This is a genomic window from Candidatus Polarisedimenticolia bacterium, from assembly GCA_036001465.1.
GTDB lineage: Bacteria > Acidobacteriota > Polarisedimenticolia > Gp22-AA2 > Gp22-AA2 > Gp22-AA3.
The window spans coordinates 1-26,132 of record DASYUH010000068.1 but is presented as its reverse complement, the minus strand read 5'-3'; the positions used below and the strand labels follow the sequence as shown (position 1 = coordinate 26,132).

Sequence of the window (26,132 nt, the reverse complement as noted above, 5' to 3'; positions counted from 1 at the left end):
TGGACCGGTCGGGCGCGCGCCGCCCGGGGAGGTCCCTGTTGCCGAAACCGCTGATTGCCGCTCTCCGCACCACCCCCGGGGCCGTGCTCGACGACTACGGCCGCCTCATGCGGCTGGCCTCCTACCGATCGGTCATCGACCCTTCCATCCCCACGATCCTCAAGCTGAACCTGTCGTGGACGAAGTACTTTCCGGCCTGCTCCAGCCAGCCGTGGCAGGTGGAGGGTGTGGTCAAGGCGATGCGGGAGGACGGATACGACCACCTCGTGCCGGCGGAGAACAAGACGGTGGTGACCGACCCCTGGAAAGGGGCGGCCAACAACCGCTGGCTGCCGGTCCTCGAGCGGTACGGTCTCAAGTTCACGGCCCTGCCGGAGGTGCCATGGCAGGTGTTCCGGTTCCGATCCCCCCTCCTCAGGCTGAACGAGATCTTCCCGGAGGGGATCGAGATCCCGGCGATCTACCCCGGCAAGAACATCGTCCATCTTCCCACGGTCAAGACGCACGGGCACGCGGTGACCACGGGATCGATCAAGAATTCCTTCGGCGGCCTACTGAAGGAGGTGCGCCACTACGCCCACAAGTACATGCACGAGGTGCTGGTCGATCTGGTGTACATGCAGAAGGAGCTCCACCCGGGCGTGTTCACCGTCATGGACGGCACGGTGTGCGGCGACGGGGCGGGTCCGCGGACGATGCAGCCCGTGGTGGCCAACGTGATCCTGGCCGGGGCCGATTCGGTGGCGATCGACGCGGTGGCGGCGCGCCTCATGGGATTCGATCCGCTCGCCATCCCGTACCTCAGGATGTGCCACGATCGCGGCCTGGGGATCGCGGATCCGCGTGACATCCATCTGGTGGGGGACGACATCACGTCGCTCAACCTGGGATTCAGGACGACGCGTTCCCTGGTCATCTGGGGAGACCAGATGCTGCGACGGGGGCCGCTGCGTTTCCTCGAGAAGATCGCGCTGCACTCGCCGCTCGTGGTCTGGGCCCCGGCGGCATCGAACCTCTACCACGACTTCCTCTGGTACCCGATCATCGGCCAGGCCCGGATCGCCCGGTTCCGCCGCACGGAATGGGGCCGGCTGTTCGACGACCGCTATGGCCGGCCGCGCGGCCCGGCGGGGGCGGTCTCCGGAGTGGCCGGAACCCCCGCACGGAATGGGTGACGGGCGCGCGCCCGGGATCCCTTCCCGGGACATCTGCCGCTCCCTGGGGCCGGCGCTTCTCCTGCTCGCCCTCGGAGCCTGCTCCGGAGCCGGCGCCCCGCCGGGCCCGGCGCGGAATGGGCCCAACGTCCTGCTCATCACCGTGGACACGCTGCGGCCCGATCACCTCGGCTGCTACGGCTACCGCCGGCCCACGAGCCGCTCCATCGACACCCTCGCGCGGCGCGGCGTCGTGTTCAAGCAGGCGATCACCGCGGCCGGCCGGACGGTGCAGTCGTTCCCCTCGATCCTGACCGGCGTCTATCCCATGGTGCACGGCCTCCGGTATGAGGGGCAGAGCTTCGAAGCGATGAAGGGACGGCTGACCCTGACCGGGGCCCTCAAGAAGAGGGGTTACGAGTCGTTCGCCGTGACCCAGGGGCTCAACGTAGGGCTGCACTACGATTTCGATCTCTACGATCCCGACATCTACCTCGATCCGGAAGGGAAGCGGGTCTACGTGCCGTCGCGAAGCGACAGCGACGCGACGCGCAAGGCCGTGCAGTGGCTCAGGAACCGCAAGCGGAAGGAGGCGCCGTTCTTCCTGTGGATGCGTTACAACGCGCCCCACTGGCCCTACGAGGCCCCGGCGCCGTATACCGAGATGTTCGATCCGGACTACAAGGGGCCGCACGATTTCAACGACGAGGCGGGGCCGGGCGTCGAGCGGGGCGACATCATCTTCGGCAAGACCCGTCTCCCGGCGCGCCAGATCGAGCACGCGGTGGCGCACTACGACGGGGAGGTGGCGTGCGCCGATCACGCGGTGGGGGAGCTCCTGGGCGTGCTTCAGGGAATGGATCTCTTGAAAGCCACCCTCGTCGTCCTGACCGCCGATCACGGCGAGAGCCTCGGGGAGCACGATTACTTCTTCGAGCACGGCGCGTACCTGTACGAGCCCACGGTGCGGGTGCCGCTCATCATCAGCTACCCGCCCTCGCTGCCGGCCGGCATCGTCGTCCCGACCGTGGCGCGCACCATCGACATCGTGCCGACCGTCCTGCAGCTCGCGGGCCTGCCGATTCCATCCGGGCTCCAGGGGGTGAGCCTGGTCCCCTGGATGCGTGGCGGGAAGGAGCCCGGGCCGCTGGCCTATTCCGAGTCGGGGAGGAACTTCTACAAGGAGAACCCCAGGCAGTATGTCGAGGGCGTGGCGGGAAAGTGGCGCATGCTGCGCAGCGACCGCTTCAAGCTGATCATGATCCCCAGGGCATCGGGAGAACCGGACTGGGAGTTCTACGATCTCGAGTCGGATCCGGGTGAGACGGCGGGCGCCGCCGGCCGCTTTCCGGCGGACGAGGCCGTCCTGCGCCGGGCGCTCCTCGATCTCCTGGCCGCCGACCCGGGACGGGACGACCGCGCCGAGCCGGTGCTGCCACCCGGACTGGAGGACGACCTCCGCTCGCTCGGCTACGTCGGGGGCAAGAAGCCGTGACCGTCGGGCCGGACACGGCCGCGGCGGATGGGGTCCGGCGCTCGCTGCTCGCCCTGGCGGCGGTCTGTCTCCTGGTGAACCTCCCGGCCCTGCGTCCGGGGTTCATTCACGACGACCACAAGATCATCGAGCAGAACGAACGGATCCGCGACCTGTCGCGGGCGCCGCGCCTGTTCGGGAGCGGCTATTGGACCACCGGCGACGTCGAGGTGCCGAGCCTCTACCGCCCGGTCACCATTCTGTCGTTCGCCCTGAACCACGCCGTCTCCGGCCTGCGCCCCTTCCCGTTCCGTCTGTTCAACCTGTTGGCGCATCTCCTGAACACCTGGCTCGTCTTCCGGATCGCGGAGCGCGCGTTCCGTACGGCCCCGGAGCTGGTGTCGGGGCCCGGGGAGCGCGCCCTGCCCGTGCCCCTCTTCGCGGCCCTTCTGTTCGCCGTCCATCCGGCGCATACCGAGGCGCTCGGGGAGGTGGTGGGGCGAGCCGAGCTCCTGGCCGGGGCGGGTGTCCTCGGCTCCGTTCTCGCCTTCCTGCGCGGCAGGGACGCGGAGGCCGACGCGCCGGGCGCCGGCCGGACGGAGCGGCGAGGCGTTCGGCCGTGGCGTGACTACGCCCTGTCGATCGCGCTGGTGGTGCTCGGCTTCCTCTCCAAGGAGAACGCCGTGGTGGCCCCGGCGCTCATCGTGGCCGCCGACCTCCTCATCGTGCGCCGCCGGCCCGCCTGGGCCTTTCACCTGACGTCGGTCATGGCCCTGCTGTCTGCGCTCGGGCTCCGGTCCGCCGCGCTCGGGGGCCTCAATCCCATGGGAGCGATCCCGTTCATCGACAATCCGATTGGCCACGCGCCGTTTCTGGAGGCCCGGCTGACGGCTCTCAAGGTCCTGGCCCGGTACGCCGGCCTCTTCGTCTGGCCGGGCCGGATGTCGATCGACTACTCGTATCGGGCGATCCTTCCGGCCGCCGGGATTGCGGATGCCGGATCGCTCGCGGGGCTCCTGATCCTGCTCGCGTGGATCACGGGCGTGGTGGTGTCGTGGAGGAAGGCCCCCGGGCTGGCCTTCGCGCTGACGCTTCTCGGCCTCCCCTTCGTGCCGGTCGCCAACCTCCTGTTCCCGATCGGGACGATCATGGCGGAGCGCCTGATGTACCTGCCCTCCGCCGGATTCTGCCTGACGGCGGCGGCGATCCTCGCCCAGACGGCGGCGCGCCTCCGGCCGACCGGCCCGGTGCCGCGTCGCATCAGCCCGGCGCTCATGGCGGCGGGAGTCCTTCTGGCGGCGCTCTCGGCACGGACCATCGTGCGGCTCCGGGAATGGCGCGACGACTACACGATCTTCCGCGCCGCGGTGCGCGTCGCGCCGGACAGCGTTCGAGCGCTGTTCAATTATGGCGCGGCCTGCGAGGCGCGGGGCCACGACGATGAAGCGGTCGCGGCCTACCGGAAGGCCATCGGCCTGTGGCCCGACTTCGGCGACGCCCACTACAACCTGGCGGGGATCGAGGCGCGCCGGAAGCGATGGGAGGACGCGGTCGAGCACTACCTTTCCGCCCTCCGCCTGCAGCCGGGGAACGTGCAGTACCTGGTGAACCTGGCGAGGAGCCTCACGGCCCTCGGACGGGGGGCGGAGGCGCGGGACTACCTGCGCCGCGCGATCGTCGTCGATCCGGGGAGCGCCCTGGCCTTCACCAACATGGGGGCCGCCGAGCTCTCGCTGCGGAACCCGCAGGCGGCGATCGCGGCCTACGAGGAGGCCGTGCGCCTCGAGCCGGACAACGCCGATTACGTCCGGAACCTCGGTGTGGCGCAGCACCAGGCGGGGGACCGGCGGGCGGCGGCGAGCTTCCAGAGAGCGCTGGCCCTCCGGCCGGGGGACCCCGACCTGCTCGACGGCCTGGGGCTGGCCCTTCTGGACGCGCAGCAGACCGAGGCGGCCCGGCAGGCGCTGCGGCAGGCGGTGTCCGCGCGGCCCGACCATCCGGTCTACCACTACCATCTGGCCCGGGCGTTGGAGCAGGCGGGGGATCTGGCGGCCGCCGCCACGGAACACCGCGAGGCGATCCGTCTGGCGCCGTCCGTCCCCGTTCCCTACCGGGCGCTCGGTCTGCTCCTCGAACGCATGGGAGACCGTGACGGGGCGCTCGCGGCGCTCGAGCGCGCCGCCGCGCTCGATCCCGGCGGCACCGTCATGGACGCCAAGGCGCGGGCGCTTTTGAAGGGTCTCCGCCGGTCGTCGGGGGGGAAACGCTCTCCCTGAGCTTCTCGAGGACCGCCAGGGCGACCGCATTGCGCGGGTCGATCGCGAGCGCCTTGCCGGCTTCGTAGCCGGCCAGCTCGAGCTGCCGGAAGCTCAGATGCAGGGCGGCGAAATAGGAGTGCGCGCCGGCGCTCCGCGTGATGTCGTACACCAGGAAGGAGTATCCGGGCGTGGCCACGGGGGTCTGGCTGCGAAACGGCTCGTACAGATCGTGCGAGGCCACCGACCCCTTGTCGGTCTCGTCGAGGAAATGGACCGAATGCAGGACCATGGCGCTGATCGCCACGACCTCCCGGGGCGCATCCGCGGGGACGCGCACCGGGCGCGTCTTGGCATTGTCCAGGTTTCCCGAGCCGGGGGTGTACTGGTACCGCAGCCCGTAATACCAGGGATCGGAGTTCCCCGAGAAGGCGCAGTAGATCACCGGCAGGTTCTCCTGCTCGGCATAGCGGCGCAGGGCCTTGGCCGACTGCCCCCAGTCCAGGTTGGAATCGAGCAGGTGGAGGTGGCCGTTGCGCGGCCCGCCGACGATCTCGTTGAAATAGGCCAGGTGGTGCGGCGCGATGCCCGCGGCCGCGACCACGTTCCAGGCGAGGCACGCCGCCGTCAGGACGGCCGCCGGGCGGCCTGCCCGGCCGGGATCGGCTTCGGCGCGCGGCATGAGAATCCGCCCGGCCGCGACGTACAGGAACGGATAGATGGGCAGGATGTGCCGCAGGCCGATATTGACCTTCCACAGGGAGGTGATCGCGACGACCCCCGCGATCGGGATCCAGAGGAACATCTCCTCCTTCATGCGGAGCCGGCGCCCGCGCAGCAGGGCGGCCAGCGTCCAGGCGACGAGCAGGAGCGTGCCAATCGGCGTCTTGACCAGGTAGGCATACAGAAAGTAGTACCACCAGCCGTCCTCCGAGTACGCGCCGTTCAGGTAGGCCATGTGTCCGGTGCCGGAGTGGTAAAGGCCGCGCTGCAGGCCGACGACGTACGCCGGCAGGCCGGTGAAGCCGTAGCAGGCCGCCAGGACCAAGAAGGAAACCGCCGCCACGCAGAGCGCGGCCAGGACGAGGCCGGCCAGCCGCCGCGACAGCGGCGCGCGCGGATCGCCCGGGCCCCTCCTCCAGGGGATCGCCGCCACCGGGAAGCGCAGCAGGAGCAAGCCGCAAAGCAGAGCCCCGAAGATCGGCACCAGCCAGATCGAGGTGTATTTGGAGGCGAAGGCCCCCCCGACCATGGCGCCGCACACGGCGAGCCTCGCGGGGGACGGACGCTCCGTCCAGGTCCACAGGGCGTAGACGGCGAGGTAGATGAACAGCGTCTCGCCGAGGTCGGTGGTCACCAGGGACGAATGCGCGACGACGTTCGGATCGAGCACGTACAGCGCCAGGCCCAGAAGCGCGCCGCGCGCCCCGAACAGCGTCCGCCCCCAGCGGAAGAGGAACCAGCCGAGCAGGAGTGACAGGAGCAGGACCGGCAGCCGGCCGAGCAGGAGCAGCGTGTCGTTCGGGAGCCGGTTCTCATGCACGAACAGGCGGCCTATGTTCCACTCCTCGGACTGCTCCCACAGGGCCCCCGAGGGGAACGCCAGGTCGAGCGGGAGAAGCGGCAGGGCCGCCCATTCCTTGATCAGGGGGGGATGCTCGGGGTTCAGGCGAAAATCGCCCTTCGTCAGGTACGAGTAACCGGCGGCAAGGTGCGCCGCCTCGTCGCTCGTCTGGGAGGACTCGCCGATGAAGATCAGCCCCTGGAGGAGAAGGACGGCGAGCAGGACGAGAGCGAGCGGAACGGCGCGCGCCTCCCAGGGGTCCTTCCCCGGCGGTCCGTTTCCTGTTGAAGATCGGCTGGATTCCGCTCTGGCCATGGGTGCGCGCGGGCCCGCCGCGTGGCGGGCACGGGAGCGGGGGATGCTACTGCACGCCCGGTGCGGGGTCAACCGCGGCCGGGAGCCTCCATGCTAGGATGCGCGCCATGGGCCGGCCTCGTGAATGGTCATCGCACCCGCTCGTTCTGGGCGGACTCGTCCTGGTCTTCTTTCTTCAAGTGTTCAGCGAGAGCCGGTCCAAGTCGACCACGTTCGACGAGACGGCGCACATCGGCGCCGGGCTCTCGTACCTGAAGACGGGGGAATTCAAGGTCAACCTGCAGCACCCGCCTCTCCTCAAGGAGATCGCGGCGCTCCCCCTGCTCCTGATCGGCGCCCGGCTTCCGATCTCGCCGGAGGACTGGGCGGCGATCGACGACACGCCCGATCCGTTCTTCCAGTGGCAGCTCGGCAACGAGGTGCTCTTCGAAAACGGGGAGGGGCGCGTCGTGTCGTGGTCGCGCTTTCCGTTCGTCCTGCTGTCGATCGCCCTGGCGGGCCTGATCGTCGCCTGGGGCCGGAAGCTCCTGGGGGCGACCGCGGCGGCATGCGCCCTCCTGCTCCATGTCTTCGATCCGACCATCGTGGCCCACGCCCCCCTGGTCGCCACCGACTCGGGTCTCGCGCTCTTCGCCGTGCTGTTCTTCTTCGCCCTCTGGCACTACCTCAATCACCGGAGCCTGAAGCGGCTCGTCTGGTGCGGTCTCGCTCTCGGACTGCTCCTGGGCGCGAAATTTTCCGGCGTCTTCCTGATGATGGCCGGCTTCGCTCTCCTGGTCTGGGCGACGCGCTGGATCCCCGCGGCGGTGCCGATGCGCCAGTCGACGCTGGTCGACCCCTACGCCTCGGAGGAGGGCGGGCAGAGACTCGCCTGGTGCCTGTACGCCTTTCTCGCCATGTGCGCCGTCGCGGCCCTCGTGCTGCACGCCTTGTACCTGTTTCCGCGCAACCCGTTCCTGTACATCGAGGGGATCAAGATCATCAACGCCGATCACGATCCGGGGTACTGGGCCTTCATGGCCGGGCAGTTCAAGCCGCGTTTCCTGACCTATTACCTGGTCTCGTACCTGCTCAAGGAGCCGCTCCCGGCGATCATCCTGGCCGCGATCGGAGCGTGGGCGCTCGTGCGGCGAGGGGCCGCGCCGGCCATGGACCGGGCCTTCCTCCTCCTGCCGCCGATCTTCTTCTTCGCGGTCTACACGCTCTTTTCGGACAACCTCGGCTTCCGCTACATGATTCCCGCGCTGCCGTTCCTGCACCTGGTCGGCGGGGCCGGCCTGGCGTCTCTCCTCAAGGACGGAGGGGCCTGGCGGAAGGCGTCCGCCTGCGTTCTCATCGCGTGGATGGTCGTCGCCGGGACCGGCATCTATCCTGACCATCTCTCGTACTTCAACGAGATGGCCTGCCTGCTCTCGGACCCCGGGAAGACGGGCCTGGACGGAGGCGCTCGCTGCGGGTACCTCTGGCTCGACGACAGCAACGTCGACTGGGGGCAGAGCCTGAACCAGCTGAAAGACTGGCTGGCCCGCCACCCCCCCAGCGGGGTTCTCAGGTTCGCTTATTTCGGCAGCGTCCGCCCCGAGCACCTGGGGATCGAGGCGGTCCGTGTCACCGTCGAGGACCTGCAGCGAGGACCGAGTCCGGGCACCTACGCATTGAGCGCCCACATCCTGGCCCGCGCGATCGGCCGGCTGCGCGCCCGGCACGGTGACGGGCCGGACAACTGGCTCCTGCATCTCCGTCCGACCGCAATCGTCGGCCACGCCTATTACATCTACGACGTCCCATCCGCCCCCTGATCGAGAGGCCGCGCGAGCGCACCGTGATGGTGGTGCGCCCCGGCCTGCTTCGATCCAAATCTCAGCCTCAGGAAGATCTGGGCGGAAACCGGTCGCTCCCCGTAGACCGGCTCGAGGCGGTCCTCGAAGCGATAGACGGTCAGGGCCGCCCCCAGACCGGCGTCTGCGGCCGGAAAGGACGGCAGCTCGCGCGTGTATCCGACCGTCAGGGCCTCCACCGCCACGCGCCGCGCCGGAACGGTCGAGGGCCTCTGGGCCTTGTTCTGCAGCTCGAACAGATCGCGGTCGACCCGCTCGGCGCGACCGTAGATGAAATGCTTCCCCCCCAGCTTCCAGATCCCTTCGAGCAGGCTGCCCCACTCCTGGGCGCCATCCTCGAGGAGGTTTCTGCCGGCCACGAGCGTCGCCGCGGCGAACCCGCCTTCGTGGCTCCGCTCGAATTCGACCGAGGCGGTCTGGCGCGTCTGGTCCCCGTCCTCGACCGCCTCGGGGCGCTCCCGGCGGGCCGCCGACACCTGAAGGTAGAGCCCGGGGGCCGGGCGCCAGGACAGGCGGGCCGCGTACGAATCGAGGCCGCCCTGGTCCACGTCCCAGCGGTTTTCATCCGGCTCCCGTCCATGGAACGCCGAGGCCTCGAGGCCCAGGCGCCCGAGCTGGACTCCGGCGGTGAGGACGTCGGCGGAGATGTGGGTCGAATCCTGGTTGTGATGCGCCAGGGGGGCCAGCGGGTTCTCGGAGGCCGAGAGCCTGTGGACGAACGGGGTGGGGCCCACGGTCGGCTCCCCGACCGGCGCCACGCCGATCCGGACGCTCCGCGCCGGCACGAGCTCGACGGTCAGGCGGGCCCCCAGCTGCACGAACAGGTCATGAGCGTGCTGGCGGTCCACCAGGAGGACGTCCCGGTACGTTTCGCCTCTCTGGAAGAGCAGCGGAGCGCCGGCGGGGGCGATGGTCATCGGCTCGGCACTGAAGGTGCCGAGAAGATCGAAGGTTCCAGGACCCCACCGTCTCGACGTGACGATCATCAGATGGTTGACCGAGTCGAAATCCTGCTCGCCCGAGGGACCGCCCTGGCGGTTCGACGTCAGGAAGGCGTATCCGTGATAGACGGTGCTCCACGTCGCCCCTGGCGCCCTGGTTTCCGTCCGCTCACGTGGAGGAGACGGATCCTCGGAACCGAAGGCCAGAACCGGGACGAGCACCCACAATGCGTAAACACGTGTTCGCATGCGCTACCTCGATCGACACGCGGCCGCATGCTGCAGGACGGCACGACGCGCGCGTCAGAAACTCAGAGCCGTGCAAGGCGGAGGATCAGGGACGCGGAGGCGGGCCGATCAGCAGAGGATCGAGGCGTGGCGAAGGTATGCGGGGACGGTCTCGACGTGCGCCGGAGGGTACCAGAGACGGGCAGGACCCTTCGCGGCGACCGGATCGACCGCGGGGGCTTCCGCAAGGGAACGAGCGGCGTGCGGACGCTTCTCCTGACCCGGTGCCGCGAAACCGGTTCCAAGCCCCGCCGTTCTCTCGGGAAAGCCGGATGACGGCTCGACGGTGCAGCAGGCGGCGGCCTTCATGCCGAGATCGCAGCGCGCGGAGGTCTTGCAGCAGGGCATCGAGTGCATCGAGGCCTGCGCGCAGTAGAGGGCCGGTCCGCCGGCGACGAGCAGGGCCACGGCCGTCACCAGCGACAGGATACGACTCCGTGTCCGCATGCCGTCAATATACACGGCACAGCCCGGCCCGGCAATCGGGAAAGCGCGGAGGATGATGCTAGACTAGGCGGTCTTTTTCGGGGTCGTGACATGAAGCCGCAGAAGGGGATACGGAAGATCGCCGTCCTGGGGGCCGGGAAGATCGGCGAGAGCCTGATCGGCGGCCTGATCGACGCCGGGCTCGTGGCGCGCGATCAGGTCGTGGCGACCGCGAGGCATCAGGAGCGCCTGGACTCGCTGTCCGCCCGCTTCCGCGTCGCCACGACCCTCGACAACGCCCAGGCGGTGCGCGGCGCATCGGTCGTCATCCTCGCCGTCAAGCCGCAGGCCATGGGCGAGGTCCTCGCCGGCATCCGGGGACGGGTGACGCGCCAGCAGCTGGTCCTGTCGGTGGCCGCCTCCGTGGACACGGCGTTCATCGAGAAGCGGCTCGGTCCGCGCGTTCCGATCGTGCGCGCCATGCCGAACACCCCCTGCCTGGCGCGGCAGGGGATGACGGTCCTGGCGCGGGGTCGCTTCGCCGACGCCCAGCACCTGGAAGTCGCGCGCCGGATCTTCGAGCCGCTCGGGCGCTGCCTGATCCTGGAAGAGCGGCACATGGACGCGGTGACCGGCCTGTCGGCTTCGGGGCCCGCCTACATCTACGTCGTCATCGAGTCGCTTGCGGAGGGGGGGGTGAAGGTCGGCCTGCCGCGCGACGTGGCCACCACCCTGGCGGCGCAGATGGTGCTCGGATCGGCCACCATGGTCCTGCAGACGGGGGAGCATCCCGCCAAGCTCAAGGATGGGGTGACCACGCCGGCTGGGTGTACGATCGACGGGCTCCTCGAGCTGGAGGAGGGGGGGCTGCGGGTGACGCTGATCAAGGCGGTCGTCCGCGCCACCCGGCGGGCCGCGGAGCTCATCCACGGATGAGCGGATCCGGATACCGAGGTCGCCGGTTTCTGGTATCCTCTTGCCCCTCTTGAGGAAAGGAGGCCGACGGAAGAGTTCGAGACGAGGCGTGAACGAGTTGACACGGTGTCCAAACCCAGCGAGAGAGAGGAGGGACATTTCATCCATGAGCAGACGGAACAGCATCGTCGCCATTGCGGTTCTGGCATGCGTCGCGGCGGTCGGCTGCGCCAAGGCCCCCCAGGAGGACATTGACGCGGCCCAGGCCGATATGGACAAGGCACGCGAGGCGCAGGCGGAGACCTGGGCCCCGAACGAGTACCAGGCCGCCGACTCCACCTTCAAGGCAGCGAATGACGAGATCCAGGCGCAGAACGCCAAGTGGATCAAGAACTACGACAAGGCCAAGGAGCTTCTGACGAAGTCGAAGGAAGAGGCCTCCAAGGCAGCCCAGGCCGCCGCCGCGAACAAGGAGCAGGCCAAGACCGATTCCGAGGCGTCGATTGCCGCCGCCGACACGGCGGTCGCGGCCGCCGAGGCCGGTCTCAAGGTCGCCCCGGTCACGAAGGACTCCAGGGCCGACCTCGCCCTGTTCAAGACCGACCTGGAAAACCTGCGCGGGACGCTCGAGCAGGCGCGCCAGGCCTTCGGTGCAGGCGACTACAAGAAGGCGCTCGAGAGCGCCAACTCCGTGAAGGACAAGGCCACCTCCATTGCTGACCAGCTGGAGCAGGCCAAGCAGAAGAGGGCTGGCCAGGCCAGGGCCCGATAGCCTGGCGCTCCACGGCACCCCGGCCCGCCCGGCGCGGGCCGGGGTCCTGCATCCCGGATCCGTCCCTTCGATCGGTCGTCCCGCATTCGATGTCTTGAGGCGCGCTGCACTCCTCCTCGCGGTCCTGTGCATCATCTCCGCGTGCGGGCGTCCTCCTCTCGACGACATGGATGCGGCCCGCTCGGCGATGGAGCGGGCGGAGGCCGCCGAGGGGGTCTCGCGCGCCTCGGCCCCGTGCGCCGCGGCCCGGGAGGCGCTGGTGCTGGCCGAGGCCGAGGTTCGGCTGGAGTCCCGTCGCCGGGCGCTGTCCCGGGACTTCGAAGAGGCCGCGCGCCTCATGTCCGAGGCCCGGATCGCGGCGGAGATCTGCGCCTACCAGGCGACCGTGGCGCGGGCCCGCATCAGGACACGCGCGGGCGCGGCGATCAAGGAGCTGACCGCCGTGTTGCCGCGGGTGCACGCGCTGGCACGCCATGCCTGGGACGCGGACAGCGCCCAGGCCATCCTGCAGGCCGACGTGGCCCTGGGGGAGGCGAAGCGGGCGTTCGAGAAGGGGGAGTATGAACGGGCGCTGGAGGCGGCGGAGCGCGGGCGCTCCCGCCTCGCCGGAGCGGTCGGCGAGCTCAACCGCGCCTTCGATGCGCTGCACAGCAGCCCGCGGCGCGCCGTGTGGAGACGGTGGGTGAAGGAGACGCTCAAAGAGAGCACGGCGACCGGCAAGCCGGTCATCATCGTCGACAAGCTGCGGCGGCAGCTCCGGCTGTTCAAGGGGAAGGACGAGGTGGCCTCGTATCGTGCCGATCTGGGGCTGGCCGGCGTGGCCACCAAGACGCAGGCGGGGGACGACGCGACACCGGAAGGACGCTACCGCGTGACCGAGGTCCGCGGTCCGGGTCAGACCAGGTACTATCGCGCTCTCATGCTCGATTATCCGAACGCCGAGGACCGTGAGCGGTTCCGCAGGCTGCAGCGCAGCGGCCAGGTCCCGAAGGGGAAGGGGATCGGCAGCCTGATCGAGATCCACGGCAACGGGGGACGGAGCCAGGACTGGACCCAGGGGTGCGTGGCCCTCGAAAACGACGAGATGGACGATCTCGTCCCGAGAGTGAAGGTCGGGACGGCGGTGACGATCGTCGGGACGATTCCGGAAGAGGTGGTGCCGTGAACGGAACCCCGCCGAACCCGACTAACGTGGCGCGATCGGCCTGGCGGCGTGCGATGCCCCTGCTCGTTCTCGCCGGCTTCGTGCTGCTCGCCGGGGGCCTGATCCTGCGCCTGCGACAGGAACGGCTGCATCCCGGTGCGGCCGACCCGACCCCGCTCGACGCCGCCGATCAGAAGGAGTTCCGCGCTCTCGAGAAACGCGCGGCGGCCCTGGAGAGCCAGATCGCCGCCCTCCGTCCGAAGGGGACCTACGTGATCATCGACACCGGGCGGAATCTCCTGACTCTGGTCAAGAACGACCGGCCGGCGCTCGAGGCGGTCTGCTCGACCGGAAGCGGGCGCGCCCTGTCGGACCCGGTCAAGAAGCGGTTGTGGGTGTTCGACACGCCGCGGGGCGAGTTCGACATTCGCGCCAAGCACCCCAACCCGGTCTGGATCAAGCCCGACTGGGCGTTCCTCGAGATCGGGGAGCCGATCCCGCGCGACCTGGCGGCGCGCCTCGCGCCGACCGAGCTGGGCGACTACGCCATGGATCTGGGCGACGGGTACCTGATTCACGGCACGCTCTACGAGCGCGCCCTGGGGCTGAGCATCACCCATGGCTGCGTGCGTCTCGGAGCGCGCGACCTCGACATGGTCTACCACAGCATCCGCATCGGCACGCCGGTCTACATCTTCTGATGAGCGGCGCACGGATGCGGGCCGGATGGACTGCGGCGCTTCTCCTGGCCGCCCTGGGGGCAGGGAGCGCGAAGGCGCCGACCCGGGGAGACCTCCATGCGCTCCGTCGCCGGGTCGCCCTGCTCGAATCCGAACTGGCGCTCTCCAAGACCCGCAAGCCGTACGTGATCGTCGACGCGGAGGCGAAGCTCCTCCGCTACCGGCTGCTCGGGATGACGATGCGTGAGCTCCCGCTGCAGGCGATCGAAATCGGCGGACTCGCGCGCGCGGGTGAGGGGGGAGCTCCCGGTCTCCTGGCGCACGCCGGGACGGTGTTCCTGAAGGAAAAAGATGGAGATCCGCGCCTCTCGCCGCTGACGCCCGCCGAGATCGAGGCGGGCGCGGCGGACGAAAACGTGGCGGATGCCCTGCCTCCCGAGGCGCCGGCCGGCTACACGCTGCATTTCCGGCAGCGCGTGGCCATCCGGGTCGAGGGACTGCCGGAGAGCCGCGGTGCGTTCTCGCGGGCCGCCGGATGGTGGCGGCGCCTCTGGCCGGGCGCGCGCCACGGCGCCGATCGGATCGACCTGCGCGTCGCCCTGCGCCTCGAGGAGGGGACGGCGCGCGAAGTCTACCGATCCCTCGTTCCGGGGGAGCCCATCGTCCTCGTTCCGCCACGTGGTTACCTGCTGCCGGACGTCGGCCAGGAAGCTCCGGGCAAGATCAAACCGGGCAAGGCGGTCAAGGTGCCGGCCGAGAAGCCCGGTCCGCCGGCGGAAGGGGTCCCCTTCCAGATTCCGCCGCCGATCGAGGCCCCGCCCGAGGAGGAATCCCGTCCGGCGAACGGCGGCGAGCCCGGCGACGAGAATGCCCCTGCCGTCGAGGCCGAGCCGGATCCCGATTGGGAGGAGGTTCCACCCGCCGAAGCCCGGCCGACGCCTTCCCCCGGGCCGGGCGACGCGGAAGCGGGCCCGCCGCAGGATGCCCCGCCCTCCGGCGGGGCTTGATTTCACGCCCCTCGGGCACAATCATCAGGACCGTCGCTGGAAGGGGATCTCGATGCCGCTGGCCGTTGCCGAGCTCCAGGAAGACCTCCTGGCCATCATGGACCGCAAGAACCACTGGGCCTGGCCCCACATCAACGAAGGGCACGCCACGCGGGCCCAGCTTCTCTTGCACTTCGCGCAGGAATTCGACGTGTATGTGCGCGACTTCCCCGTGCTCCTGAGCCGGGTGCACGCCCGCTGCCCGCACCCCGAAGTGCGGCAGGACCTCGCCGAGAACCTCTACGAGGAAGAGACCGGGAAGCTGAGCAAGGGGGTGCCCCATCCCGAGCTGTTCCTGATCATGATGGAAGGGCTCGGGTTCCCTCGGGCGCGCTTCACCGGGATCGAACTGATTCCCGAGGCGGCCGCCTACCGCGCCTTCATCGATCAGGTCACCACGCGCCGCCCGTGGATCGAGGGGGCCGCCCTGGTGACGATCTTCATCGAGGGGAGCGTCGAGGATCGCCGCCGGGTCACGACGCCCGAGCCGGAGGATCCGGTCGATCTCGAGGCCGAGCTGCGCCGGAACGCACTGGTCTCGCACTATGGCGTCGATCCCCGCTTCCTGGACCTGAAGCGGGCGCACCACATGGTCGAAACGGGGCACCGCAAGATGGCCTGGAAGATGGTCCTCGATCACGCCCGATCGCCGGTGACCGCCGACCGCATCCGGCGCGTCATGGCCCGCAGCCTCGACCTGTGGCTCCTGTACAGGGACGGCGTGGCGCGCGCCTGCCGGATCGATCGGCCCCCGGCCCGCTCCCGCTGAAGCGCGGCCCGGCCGGGTGCCCGGTCGTGCTAGTCTTCGTCCGGAAGGCCGTCCACCTCCAGCCAGCCCCCTTCGTCGAAAAACCCGAAGCGACGCTTCAGCTTCACGAACAGCCGGCCGGATCGCGGCAGCGACGCCAGAGGCACCTCGACGATCCCGCCGCGCCGGCCGCCCCGCAGGGAGGCCAGTCCCCTGGATTCCATGGTGAGCGCATCGGTGATGTCCGAGCGCCCGCGCCTCCAGCGCAGGTCGAGCGACAGGCTCTGCCGCGCCCCCTCGGCCCCCGCCGCCACGTGCAGGGTCGGGCGGCCGAATGCCCCCGGGCGCGGACGCAGCTTCAGGTCGAGCCGGAGCGCGGAGCCGTCCCGGATCGCCCGCCGCACCGGGTGGAGGCCGTTGCCCGGCACGCCGCGGGCGGCGTCGACGAGAAACACCTCGGGGCGCTGGGCATACGCCAGGAACTTGCGCCGGTGGACCGTCAGCTGGGTGGCATGACAGAGGATCGCGCGACGCTTCCGGGCCTTCTCCGCAGGCGACAGCTCGAAGCGTGCCACATCGGGCCCCTCCTCGGCCCCTTCATCGGGTCGCATGGCCGCGGTGCGGTGGACGATGTAGGTCAGGATGCGCGCCCCTTCCTCCCCGGCGGATCGGCCCGGGGAGACCCGGGACAGCGCGAGGCGGGCCAGGACGGCCAGGGCGCTGTGGTCCGGGTGCAGATCGAAGGGGGAGGGGAGAATCACCAGGGTCGGCCTCCAGTCGGCCAGCAGGGAGGCGAGGCGATTCACTCCGATCTGGTCGCCGAAGAGCAGCAGGTCGGTGATGGCCTGATCCGGCAGGCCGAGGAAGACGGCGTCCTCGGCCCGGAGCCCCAGCTCCACGAGGGCGGCGAGCGCTTCTCCGCGGCGGCGCCGGCCGAACCGGGCGGAATCCTCCGGGCCGATACGCACGCGCCGCTCGACCAGGCGCTGCGTCCACGGGTTGTTCTCCCCGTCGGTGGCGAACAGCACGCGGGCGGCCCCGCCGCGCGCCAGGGCGCGCTGCAGCAGGCCGCCGGCGGCGAGCGTCTCGTCGTCCGGATGGGGCGCCAGGACGAGAAGGCGCTCCCCGGGCCCCGGCCCATCCCATCTCACAGCGAGTCTCCGCGCTTCGCGAACGGGGTGAACCCCCGTTCCACCGCCTGCGCCCAGATGATCGCGATCGGTCCGTCGGCAGGCGCCGGGCGGTACTCGTGCCGGCCGGGCGCGAGATCGCGCGGACCGTCGCACGGCGCGCCGTCCAGCATACCCCGTGGAGGCCCCTCTCTGCCCGCCACGGCGTACCGCGCGGGGATGGCGATCTCGAAGGAGAGCGCCCGGTCCGCGTCCCCCGCGGCCGGCTCCAGGACGACCCCCGCCACGCGCCACGAGCCGACCACGACGAAGTGCTCCTCCAGGAAGCGCCGCGCGCGCGGCGGAAAGCCCTTGATGTCGGCCGGGGCGACGCAGGTCCTGGTCTCGACGCAGCGCTCGGGAATGCGATCGGCGATGAGACCGCGCGCCATCCGCTCCAGGGTCATGGTCTCGAGGGCGAAGTAAAAGGGGCGGTTGCGGAACACGCTCTGCCCCTTGAGGTCGAGCACGGGATCCGAGGGATCCGTGAGGCGCAGGACCTCGGCGAGGAGCCGCTCCTGGACGCGCGTGCCCTGGCCGCGCAGCGGCGACAGGGCGGGGAGGACCAGGAGCTGCAGGCAGGCGAGGCCCGCCGCCAGCCGGACGCCCCCGCCCCGCCAGGCAAGCATCCCTCCCGCCAGAAGGACGGTGAAGAGCGGGTAGAACGGCAGCAGATCCTGGCGTGTGTGAACGGGCCAGACCGTGGAGAGCAGGAGGTACTGCGACCCGGAGAGCAGCAGCAGGAAGGCGAGCACGACGCCGGGTCCGGGAACGCGGCGGACGAGGAGGCGCGCCATTCCGAGGAGGAGGGCGAGGATCGGCAGCAGCAGGTACAGTCGCTTCGAGTACCCCCAGCGGCCGACTCCCGGCAGGAGATTGTGCCCGATGACGCAGTAATAAAGGTCCGTCAGGGCGCCGCGCGCCCCGAACCAGGCCACGATCGCGGCCGGCACGACGACCATGCCGCCCGCGGCGGCGAGCGCCGAGCGGACCATCCGGGCCGGACGGGCCCCCAGGAGCAGGACGCCCGCGGCCGCGATCCCCAGGGCCGCGAGGAGCATCACCGTCTTGAGCGAGACGGCCAGGCAGGCCCCAAGGAGCAGCCCGCCGAAGAGCCAGCGCCTGGGTCCGGCAGGACCCGAGAGAAAGACGGCGATGGCCAGGACCCAGAGCGCGGCCCACAGGACATCCGTCCGGTATTCGACCGATTTGAAGAAGAAGGTCGGGCTCAGCCCGCAGAGGATCGCCGCCCACCATCCGGCGCGCGCTCCGAAGAGCCGGCGGCCCAGGAGGTACGTTCCCCAGAGCGTCGCCGCGGAGAGCGGGATCAACGCCAGACGCATGAACACGAGGATGCGAGGGCTCTCGCCGATCAGGGCGACCAGGGGGGCGCTCAGGACATGAAACAGCGGCGCGTGGTTGTCGAAGACATCCCTGTACGGAAGCAGGCCCTGGGTCCAGGCCCAGGCGACGTGCAGGTGCTGCGGCTCGTCGGAGTCGAAGGGGTAGCTGAAGCAGTAGGCGGCGCGCAGCAGGAGCATCGCGCCGGCGAGCGCCACAAGGCCCGGGACCTCGGCCCGCGGGAGCGCCGCGGCGCGCTTCTCCACGTCCTCTAGGCCTCGCGCAGGGCGTTGGTGATCTTCAGCCGCGCGGCGCGCGAGGCGGGGAACAGGCCGCCGAACAGCCCCATCGCCAGGGAGAAGATCACACCCGCGACGATCAGCGGAGCGGTCAGCTCGAAGTTGAACATGATCTCGGCGAAGGTCTGGAAGTTGTTCGTGCCGGTCGGGGCGGTGAGGAACAGGTTGACGATGAGGGCGGCCATGGCGCCGCCCAGGACACCGCCCAGGAGCCCGAGGCTCATCGACTCGAACACGAACGAGGCCAGGATGACGGTCCGGGAGAAACCGAGGGCGCGCAGGGTGGCGATCTCGCGCGTGCGGGCCGACACCTGCGCGTACATCGTGTTCATGGCGCCGAACGAGGCGCCGATCGCCATGATGACCGCCACCAGGTAGGCCAGGAACTGGATCGGCTTGGCGGTCCCCATCTGTTTCGCGAAATACTCGGTCTCGGGCGTCGCCTCGAGCTTGATCCGCTGGTCGCCCTTGATCCCCGCGACCACCCGGTCGCGCGCCCCCGAGTCGGTGGCGCGGGCCACCACGCTGCTGAACCCGGTCCCCCGGTGGGCCTGCTCCTGCACGTTGTGCAGATCGGCCCAGATCTCCGAGTCGTAGGGCGACCCGGAGGCGTCGAAGAACCCGACGACCGTGTAGCGCTCCGATCCGGACTGGATCGTGCGGCCGATCTGCATGTCGGCGAAACGCTGCCGCAGCCGGGTCGAGACGATCGCCTCGCTGGTGCCGGACCGGAACATCCGGCCCTCGACGACCTTGACCTTGTCGTCGCGGATCCCTATGGCGACCGGCTCGACGCCGCGCACGATCACGTTGGTCCGCTTGCCGTCCCGGCGCGGGATGTTGATCAGGACCACCATCTCGGAGGAGACGATCGGCTGGCCGTCCTCCCCCTTGGCGATGCCGTCGAGCGTGCGGATCGCCTCGTACTGGTCGCGGCTGACGTAGCTCTGGACGTCGGACTGCGCCCCGACCCGCAGGACGACGACGTTGAGGGGAGACACGCTGGTCGAGAGGGTCTTGCGGACCCCTTCCGCGAGCGACATCACCAGGAGAAAGACCGTCACGACGAGGGCGATGCCGAGAACGGTCATGCCGGTCGAGACTTTGCGGACGACCAGGTTGCGCAGGTTGTACTTGAGCGGGATGCCCATCAGACGACCTCCGAGCCGTCCGGGATGCCCATCAGGCCACCTGCCTGAGACCGTCGACGATCCGCACCCGCGCCGAGCGGATCGCCGGCACGAAGCCGGCCAGGATCCCGATCGCCACGGAGGCGGCGAAGGAGGTGAGGAGCGTGGTGGCGGAGATCCGGACGTTGAAGGCGAAGGGCGCCACGGGAGAGTGCTTCATCCCCTCGACCAGGATGTGGGTGAACGGAATCGAAAGCAGGACCCCCGCGACGCCGCCCAGAAGGGCCAGGACGACGGCCTCGGAGAGGACGAGCGCCAGGACCTGGCCGCGCCGGAACCCGAGGGCGCGGATGACCGCGATCTGCGTCACACGCTCGCGCGCGCTCATGGCGACCGAATTCGCCACGATGAGGACCACCGTGAGCAGCACGGTGAGCGCGATGGATCGAACCAGGAGCTTGATGTTTCCCATCATCTCGGCGAACTGCAGCATGAACTGCTGCTCGGGCATGGCCTTGACCGGGGCCTCGCTGTTCTCGAACATGCGGTTGATCGCGTCGCAGGTCCCCGGCACCTGCCCCGCCAGATTCGTGCGCAGAAAGAAGATGCCGGTCTGGTTCAGGCGCCCCACGAACGAGTTCTCCAGGTACTTGTTGTGGAAGAAGATGTTCGACTCGTCGGGGCCGCGGTACACGCCGCGCAGGACCAGGTCGAGGGTCATCGAGATATAGGTCCCCTTCAGCTGGATCCGGTCGCCGATCTTCCAGTGGTACTTGTCGATGAGCTGCCGGCCGGCGATGAACGAATCGCGCTCACCCTGCCAGGTCGCGAGCTGGTCCGCCGGGATCGTGTAGTCGTCGTGGATGACCGCCCAGACCTCCGGGTCGGTCGAGAGCTGGCCGAAGAAGTTCTCCGGGCGATCGTCGATGTAGGTGCCACCGAACCAGATCTGCGGCGCCACCGCGACGACGTCCGGGACCTGCTCGATCTTCTGGCGGTAGGCGAGGGGCATGAAATTGGCGAGCCCGGTGGCGTGCTGCACGACGATGTGCGTCGATCCCCGGCCGCCGCTGGGGTCGTACTCCATCGCCTCGAGCAGCGACGAGAGGACGACGATGAGCACCAGGACCAGGACGATCGATGCCATGGTGAGAAACGCCCGGCTCTTCTTCCGAAAGACGTTCTTCCAGACGTAGCGGAAATACTTCATGACCGGCCTTCCCGGGATCGTTCCAGGGCGGAGGCGGCGGTCTCGGCCGAGAGCACGCCCTTGTCGAGGTGCAGCATCCGGTGGGCGCGCGCCGCCGCGCGCGGGTCGTGCGTGACCATGACGATCGTCTTGGAGAACTCGGCGTTCAGCCGGTCGAGCAGGGCGAGGATCTCCTCGGCGCTCTTCGCGTCCAGATCCCCCGTCGGCTCGTCGGCCACCAGGATCAACGGATCCGCGACGATGGCCCGGGCGATGGCGACGCGCTGCTCCTGGCCGCCGGAGAGCTGCCGGGGATAGTGATCGATGCGGTCGGCCAGGCCGACGATCGACAGGGCCGTCTTCACGTGCTCGTGGCGCTCACGGCGCGACAGGGGCGTCAGGAGGAGCGGCAGCTCGACGTTCTCGAACGCGGTGAGGACCGGGATCAGGTTGTAGAGCTGGAAGATGAAGCCGATGTGGCGGGCCCGCCACCGGGCCAGCGCGCTCTCGCCCATCTGCGAAATGTCCTTCCCCTCGACGGTGATGCGGCCCCGGGTCGTGGTGTCGATCCCAGCGATGAGGTTCAGGAGCGTCGTCTTGCCCGAGCCGGAGGGCCCCATCAGGGCGACGAACTCCCCCTTGCCGATGTCCAGGTTGATGTCCTCGAGGACCGGGATCTGGAGGGAATCCCGGCGATAGACTTTCGAAACGTGCTCGATGGTGATGAGCGGCTCTGCCACGGTTCCTCCTGTGTGCCGCTCCCGCAGGCGCGTCGGCCGCAGCCGGGCGGGCGGCCCCTGCCTACTTGCTGATCCGGATGCGGGCGCCGTCCTCGAGGCCGTCCTTCGACGCGTCGGCGACCAGCGCCTCGCCCCCGCGCAGCCCTTCCTTGATCTCGGCGGTCGAATCCTTCTCGCGCCCGAGGACGACCGGCCGGAAGACGGCCCTGTCGTCCTGGATGAGAAAGACACCGGTCTTCCCGTCGCGCACAGCCAGGGCGCTCTTCGGGATCTCGATCTGCGTCCGCGCCGACGCCCCCCGGGTCGCCTCGCTGGTGAAGCTCACGCGCGCCGAGAGGTCGGGAAGGATGTTCTCGTCGGGATCGAGGATGGCCACCTTGACCTTCACCGTCCCCTTCTGGCGGTCGGCGGACGGGATCACCTGCTTCAGGTAGCCCTTGTAGACGCGCTCGGGATACGCCTCGAGCGTGATCTCGGCCGGCTGCTTCGAGGCAAGGCGCGCCAGGTTCGACTCGTTGACGTCCACGCCGACGTAGAGAGTCGAGAAGTCGACCAGCGTCACGATGGCGCCGCCGTTCGAGGAGCCCTGGCCGGGCGACCCGAACGGAGAGACCGCCTCGCCGACGTGCGCCCGCTTGGCGACCACGACCCCGTCGAACGGCGCCCGCAGGACCGTGTAGTCGAGGAGGGCCCGGATGTAGTCGGCCCGGGCGCGCGTCGCGGCCTCTCCGGACACCGCGGCGTCGAGGGCCGATTTCGTCGCCAGCCCCTGCTGGAAGAGCGTCTGCTGTCTCGCGAGATCCGCCGCGGCCTGGGCCCAGGCCGCCTGGGCCTCGGCGAGCTGCGCGTCGAGGTCCTGGTGGTCCAGGCGGGCGATGATCTCCCCTTTCTTGACGCGCGATCCCTCCGTCACCCGCAAGTCGGTGATGCGCGAGGTGATCTTGGGGGAGAGGTCCGCCCGGGTCTCGGCCTCGACGTACCCCGAAGCCGACAGGACCGTCAGCGCCTGGCCTTCCGTGACCAGAGCCGCCTTCGTGGACTCCACCGGCACGGCCCGCAGGACAGGGGACATGAGGACGTATGCGCCGGCGGCGACGGCGAACGCCAGGACCGCCCCGAGAAGCAGGATCCCGATGGGGCGCTTCGGGCGGTCGGGCTCGCGGCGGATCCTGAGGCCCGCCAGGTCCGGTGCGGCGCGCGGATTGTCGACCGGCATCGGCATGCTCATGCGAGAAGGGCGAGCACCGCGCGCGGATGACTCTTCGTGTCGACCTTCGGAAAGGCATGCGCAATGGTGCCCTGCGGGTCGATCACGTAGGAGATCCGCCGGGCGCATTCGTCCTGCGGCGTGTCGCAGGCGCCGTAGGCCATCCCGATCTCCCGCTTCGTGTCGCAGAGCAGGCGGAACGGGTAGCCGAACTTCTCGGCGAAGGCCCGGTTCTCTTCCACGGTGTCGAACGACGCTCCCAGGATCACGGCGTTTCTCTTGTCGAATTCGGTCGCCAGGTCGCGGTACCCGCAACCCTCGATGGTTCAGCCCGGCGTGTCGGCCTTCGGATAGAACCAGAGGACGACGGTCTTCCCCTTGAAATCGGCCAGGGAGACGTCCCGCCCCCGGTCGTCCTTCACCGTGAACGCAGGCGCAATGGAACCTATTGAAAGCATGGCGGTTGTCACCTCCCCAAGTTGGGCAGAGTCATGAGGTTACCATCCCCCGGCGCCGCGCCGCAAGCGGAGGGCTCGGCGCAGGGCTCGGCGGCTCGTGCGCCCCGGCGGCCCGACCGGAAGCGTGGGCACCCTCAGGGCGGGGTGGGGGACGGCTCTCCTTTGAGACGCGCATCCCGACGCCGCATCTTCTCCAGGATCTCGATCGCGCGCCGGCCGCCGGCGCTCCCGCGCGGAAAGAGACGGGCCGCCTCGGTCAATTCCGCCCGCGCCCGGTCGCGTCGCTGCAGAGCGCGGGCGACCAGGCCCATGGACAGGTGGGTTTCGGGCAGGTCGGGCCGTGCCCGCACGGCCCGCTCGCAGTGCGCCTCGGCGTCGGCGATCGCCCCGTCCTCGTAAGCCGACATGCACATGTCGGCGAGAGCAAGCCCTTCGCCGGGGGCGAGGTCGACGGCGGCCCGCCATTCGCGCCAGGCATCCTCCTTGCGCCCGAGCGCTCTGTACGCCTCCCCGAGGCTGCGCCGCACTTCGGCGAAGTCGGGGGCAATCTCCAGAAGCGCTTCGTAGCGGGCCGCCGCCTCGTCCCAGCGTCCTTCCTCCGCCGCCATGACGGCCAGGGCGTTGTACGGATCGATCCTCCGCGGGTTCAGCGCCATCGCCTGCAGGTACGCGTCGCGCGCCTCCTGCGGCCGCCCTTTCATTCTGAGGGCGTAGGCGGCGTTCAGCGCCTCCTCTTCCGGGTAGACCTCTCGGGGGGCCCGGGCGTCCAGATTGAACAGGACAAGCCCGCACAGGAAAGCGGCCGGGACGATCGGTCTCTTCAGGCACCCCGGCAGCGCGGCCAGCATCCGACCCGCGAGCAGCGCGGCGACCGGAACCAGAGGGAGCCGGTAGCGATCGGTTGGAAAAAACAGAAGGATGGAGACCGCGTACGCCGCCGTGTAGAGCAGGAGGAGTCGGCGGCCGGAACCCTGCGCTTCGGAGGCCTGTCCGCCGACGAACAGGCCGGCCAGGGCGAGCGGGGCGACGAGGCCGAACGGAAACGAAATGCCGAAGCGCCAGAGGAGGAGCGCCAGAAGCCACGACTCGCGGCGGTAGACGTAAGCGTCCTGGTTGCGCGGGATCTCCCGTCCGGCGATCAATTCGCCTGTCTTGCGCGCATAGAGACGCAACGCCTCCCCGGGGTGCTCGCGCAGGTACCGACCGGCGCGCGCGGCGAAATAGCGCGACCGGGCGGAGGCCTTCACGATGCCGAGGTTCTCCGGCTCCTGGGCGAGGCGCTCGAACTCCCCCCCGGGGCGCAGGCGGATCGTCCGCTCGTAGTCCGGGTTGTTGCCCACGAAAAAATTGATGCCGCCGTTCGAGGAGATCAGCACCGCATCGCGCGCCACGAGAACGTTGCGCGCCGTGACGACCAGAACCGGAAGCCCCACGCCCGCGACCAGAAGTCCCGCGACGCCCGCCGCGCGCATCCGCCGCCAGGCCCAGGCGGCGGCCGGGGGGACCGCCAGGAGAATGTTCGGGGTCGCCGTGGCGGCCAGCCCCCAGAGGAGCCCGGCCGAAAAGAATCCTCCGGGGCGCGGGTCGGCCGGCTCGCCGATCCCCGCCGCACGAAGGAGCATCAGGAGCCCGCCCAGGACGAGGACGATGTGCACGACCGGGACGAGCGGCTGCGCGTCGAAGTGGATCAAAGGGCCGTACAGGGCGCCGATGACTCCGGCCGCCGTGGCCGCCCGCGCGTCGAACAGTCGCTTCCCGATCCAGTAGATCAGCACGCAGGAGAGCGCCCCGACGGCCGCCTGGACGGCGTAGATCGCCAGCATGCCGTTGCCGACCGTCACGAACAGGAGGGCCAGGAAGTAGGAGTACAGCGGCGGCTGCCAGAACACCTGATGCCCGCCGGTCAGGGAGCCGGAGGCGATCGCGGCGGCCATGCGAAAGTAGTTCGGGCCGTCGATCAGGGGGACGTCGAAGTACGGGGCGTCCCGGATCTGCAGGACGTAGAGGAGTCTCAGCGCGTACGCCAGCACGAACACCGCCGCCGGCCGGAGGTCCTTCACCCGTCCCCCCAGGAGCACCGGGCTATCCCCGGTTCATGGCGCCGACCCTGCGCCCGCCACCAGGGTCACCTGCGTCCCGTGCTGCGCCCGGCGAATCAGGCTGCATGTTACGCCGGGTCATGTCGAATCCGTCAACCTTGAGGCACTTCCGGCGCAGTCCCGGCGGCTGTCGCGCCTGCTCGGGCTAGCAGGCGGCCTGCCGGGAGCGGCAGCGGTCGGCGTTGGCGGCTTCTATTTGAGCGCCGTGACGGTCGGCGTCGCTCGCCTTGACCTCGTCGGGTTTCAAGATGACCTCCTCGACGGTGGTCATGATCGGCGCGCCGCCGTGGCCGACGCCGAACTCCCAGCGCAGGTGCCCCTCGCACGATCCGCGGCAGCGCAGGCGCCCGGCGTGAATCCCCTGCAGGTGGTGCGTGGCGCAGAGCACCGCCAGGTTGTCGTCTTCGTTGCCGCCACCGTGGGACCGGTAGATCACATGGTGGACCTGCAGGCTCTGGCGCGACGAGCAGCCAGGGACCCGGCAGCGCCAGCCGTCCCTCTCGAAGATCCGGTGATCGCGTCGCCACTTGGGGTCGCCGCTGACGTCCCAGGTGTGCAGGAACGAGGCGATCATCCGGGCGACGCACTCCCAGTCCTCGAGAGGGGACGCGTCGACGGGCCCCCCCGGAACCAGGCGGCAGACGTTCAGGGCATGCTGCCAGAGGTCGGCGACGTCATTGGGGGCCCAGAAGCGGACGCGCGACCGGGAGGACGCACACATTGGCACCCTGTCCACGGCCGTTGCGGGCGCACACATTTGCACTCCGCCGCCTACCGCCGACCACGTCGTCCTCCCGACTCTCCAGGGGGAATCGACCTGCACCTGACCCGAAGCGGAAACGCCGTCCGGTTGTGTGAACCGGCCCGGCTGCCAGGCCGGATGACTCCAGTTACCGTCCGGCGGGCCGACTCCAGACCGGGCGGCCACCACGGCCGTCTC

Annotated in this window: 22 protein-coding genes; 10 read left to right on the top strand and 12 right to left on the bottom strand. The window is 69.8% G+C overall.

Annotated elements, in window-relative coordinates; all coding sequences use genetic code 11:
* Positions 1–38 precede the first annotated feature (38 nt).
* From VGV60_13520 to VGV60_13510, 3 genes are read left to right on the top strand one after another with little or no spacing between them, the layout of a single operon-like run.
* Positions 39–1,175, top strand: a complete 1,137-nt coding sequence (locus VGV60_13520; protein ID HEV8702287.1) for a DUF362 domain-containing protein — start codon at positions 39–41, stop codon at positions 1,173–1,175.
* The gene (locus VGV60_13515; GenBank protein ID HEV8702286.1) at positions 1,168–2,649 is read left to right on the top strand and encodes a sulfatase; all 1,482 of its coding nucleotides are present in this window, start codon (positions 1,168–1,170) and stop codon (positions 2,647–2,649) included. Before VGV60_13520 ends, VGV60_13515 begins: the two co-directional genes overlap by 8 nt.
* On the top strand, positions 2,646–4,904 hold the full coding sequence (locus VGV60_13510) for a tetratricopeptide repeat protein (protein ID HEV8702285.1): 2,259 nt from the start codon (positions 2,646–2,648) through the stop codon (positions 4,902–4,904). The genes VGV60_13515 and VGV60_13510 overlap by 4 nt, the downstream gene beginning before the upstream one ends.
* On the opposite strand, the gene VGV60_13505 is transcribed toward VGV60_13510, so the two are convergent.
* On the bottom strand, positions 4,834–6,762 hold the full coding sequence (locus VGV60_13505; protein ID HEV8702284.1) for a glycosyltransferase family 39 protein: 1,929 nt from the start codon (positions 6,760–6,762) through the stop codon (positions 4,834–4,836). The genes VGV60_13510 and VGV60_13505 overlap by 71 nt on opposite strands.
* Before the next feature lie 107 nt (positions 6,763–6,869).
* On the opposite strand from VGV60_13505, the gene VGV60_13500 reads away from it, so the two are divergent.
* On the top strand, positions 6,870–8,561 hold the full coding sequence (locus VGV60_13500; GenBank protein ID HEV8702283.1) for a glycosyltransferase family 39 protein: 1,692 nt from the start codon (positions 6,870–6,872) through the stop codon (positions 8,559–8,561).
* On the opposite strand, the gene VGV60_13495 is transcribed toward VGV60_13500, so the two are convergent.
* Both VGV60_13495 and VGV60_13490 read right to left on the bottom strand, forming a co-directional pair.
* The gene (locus tag VGV60_13495) at positions 8,537–9,790 is read right to left on the bottom strand and encodes a hypothetical protein (GenBank protein HEV8702282.1); all 1,254 of its coding nucleotides are present in this window, start codon (positions 9,788–9,790) and stop codon (positions 8,537–8,539) included. The two genes, VGV60_13500 and VGV60_13495, sit on opposite strands and share 25 nt — an antisense overlap.
* 108 nt (positions 9,791–9,898) lie before the next feature.
* Positions 9,899–10,276: a hypothetical protein gene (locus tag VGV60_13490; GenBank protein HEV8702281.1), complete on the bottom strand. Its 378-nt coding sequence runs from the start codon at positions 10,274–10,276 to the stop codon at positions 9,899–9,901.
* Positions 10,277–10,366: 90 nt separating this feature from the next.
* Here VGV60_13490 and proC point away from each other — a divergent pair, with 90 nt between their 5' ends.
* From proC to VGV60_13460, 6 genes are all read left to right on the top strand, one after another.
* The gene (gene proC, locus VGV60_13485; GenBank protein ID HEV8702280.1) at positions 10,367–11,191 is read left to right on the top strand and encodes a pyrroline-5-carboxylate reductase; all 825 of its coding nucleotides are present in this window, start codon (positions 10,367–10,369) and stop codon (positions 11,189–11,191) included.
* Positions 11,192–11,336: 145 nt separating this feature from the next.
* Positions 11,337–11,942 (top strand): hypothetical protein, encoded by a 606-nt coding sequence (locus tag VGV60_13480; protein HEV8702279.1) that lies wholly within the window; start codon positions 11,337–11,339, stop codon positions 11,940–11,942.
* A gap of 94 nt (positions 11,943–12,036) precedes the next feature.
* Positions 12,037–13,107, top strand: coding sequence for a L,D-transpeptidase family protein (locus VGV60_13475; GenBank protein HEV8702278.1), 1,071 nt, complete (start codon positions 12,037–12,039; stop codon positions 13,105–13,107).
* A 53-nt stretch (positions 13,108–13,160) separates the two neighbouring features.
* Positions 13,161–13,787 carry a L,D-transpeptidase gene (locus tag VGV60_13470; GenBank protein HEV8702277.1) on the top strand — a complete coding sequence of 209 codons (627 nt, stop codon included), beginning with the start codon at positions 13,161–13,163 and terminating at the stop codon, positions 13,785–13,787.
* Positions 13,787–14,773, top strand: coding sequence for a hypothetical protein (locus VGV60_13465; GenBank protein HEV8702276.1), 987 nt, complete (start codon positions 13,787–13,789; stop codon positions 14,771–14,773). The genes VGV60_13470 and VGV60_13465 overlap by 1 nt, the downstream gene beginning before the upstream one ends.
* Positions 14,774–14,825: 52 nt before the next feature.
* The gene (locus tag VGV60_13460; GenBank protein ID HEV8702275.1) at positions 14,826–15,581 is read left to right on the top strand and encodes an iron-containing redox enzyme family protein; all 756 of its coding nucleotides are present in this window, start codon (positions 14,826–14,828) and stop codon (positions 15,579–15,581) included.
* Positions 15,582–15,610: 29 nt separating this feature from the next.
* Here the strand turns inward: VGV60_13460 and VGV60_13455 are convergent, their stop codons facing one another.
* The 9 genes from VGV60_13455 to VGV60_13415 form a co-directional block, all read right to left on the bottom strand.
* A complete protein-coding gene (locus VGV60_13455) occupies positions 15,611–16,711 on the bottom strand; it encodes a PIG-L family deacetylase (GenBank protein HEV8702274.1) in 1,101 nt (366 codons plus the stop codon).
* Complete coding sequence (locus VGV60_13450) at positions 16,708–18,336, bottom strand: glycosyltransferase family 39 protein (GenBank protein HEV8702273.1); 1,629 nt, start codon at positions 18,334–18,336, stop codon at positions 16,708–16,710. Before VGV60_13450 ends, VGV60_13455 begins: the two co-directional genes overlap by 4 nt.
* Positions 18,337–18,341: 5 nt before the next feature.
* Entirely contained in the window at positions 18,342–19,520 is a 1,179-nt protein-coding gene (locus VGV60_13445; GenBank protein HEV8702272.1) for an ABC transporter permease, read from the bottom strand.
* 31 nt (positions 19,521–19,551) lie between these two features.
* Entirely contained in the window at positions 19,552–20,709 is a 1,158-nt protein-coding gene (locus VGV60_13440) for an FtsX-like permease family protein (protein ID HEV8702271.1), read from the bottom strand.
* Positions 20,706–21,428, bottom strand: a complete 723-nt coding sequence (locus tag VGV60_13435) for an ABC transporter ATP-binding protein (GenBank protein ID HEV8702270.1) — start codon at positions 21,426–21,428, stop codon at positions 20,706–20,708. Before VGV60_13435 ends, VGV60_13440 begins: the two co-directional genes overlap by 4 nt.
* Before the next feature lie 61 nt (positions 21,429–21,489).
* Positions 21,490–22,644, bottom strand: a complete 1,155-nt coding sequence (locus tag VGV60_13430; protein HEV8702269.1) for an efflux RND transporter periplasmic adaptor subunit — start codon at positions 22,642–22,644, stop codon at positions 21,490–21,492.
* An 8-nt stretch (positions 22,645–22,652) separates the two neighbouring features.
* Positions 22,653–23,093, bottom strand: a complete 441-nt coding sequence (locus tag VGV60_13425) for a peroxiredoxin (protein ID HEV8702268.1) — start codon at positions 23,091–23,093, stop codon at positions 22,653–22,655.
* A 134-nt stretch (positions 23,094–23,227) separates the two neighbouring features.
* Positions 23,228–25,171 (bottom strand): tetratricopeptide repeat protein, encoded by a 1,944-nt coding sequence (locus tag VGV60_13420; GenBank protein HEV8702267.1) that lies wholly within the window; start codon positions 25,169–25,171, stop codon positions 23,228–23,230.
* A 166-nt stretch (positions 25,172–25,337) separates the two neighbouring features.
* Positions 25,338–25,913: an HNH endonuclease signature motif containing protein gene (locus VGV60_13415; protein HEV8702266.1), complete on the bottom strand. Its 576-nt coding sequence runs from the start codon at positions 25,911–25,913 to the stop codon at positions 25,338–25,340.
* Positions 25,914–26,132: the final 219 nt, after the last annotated feature.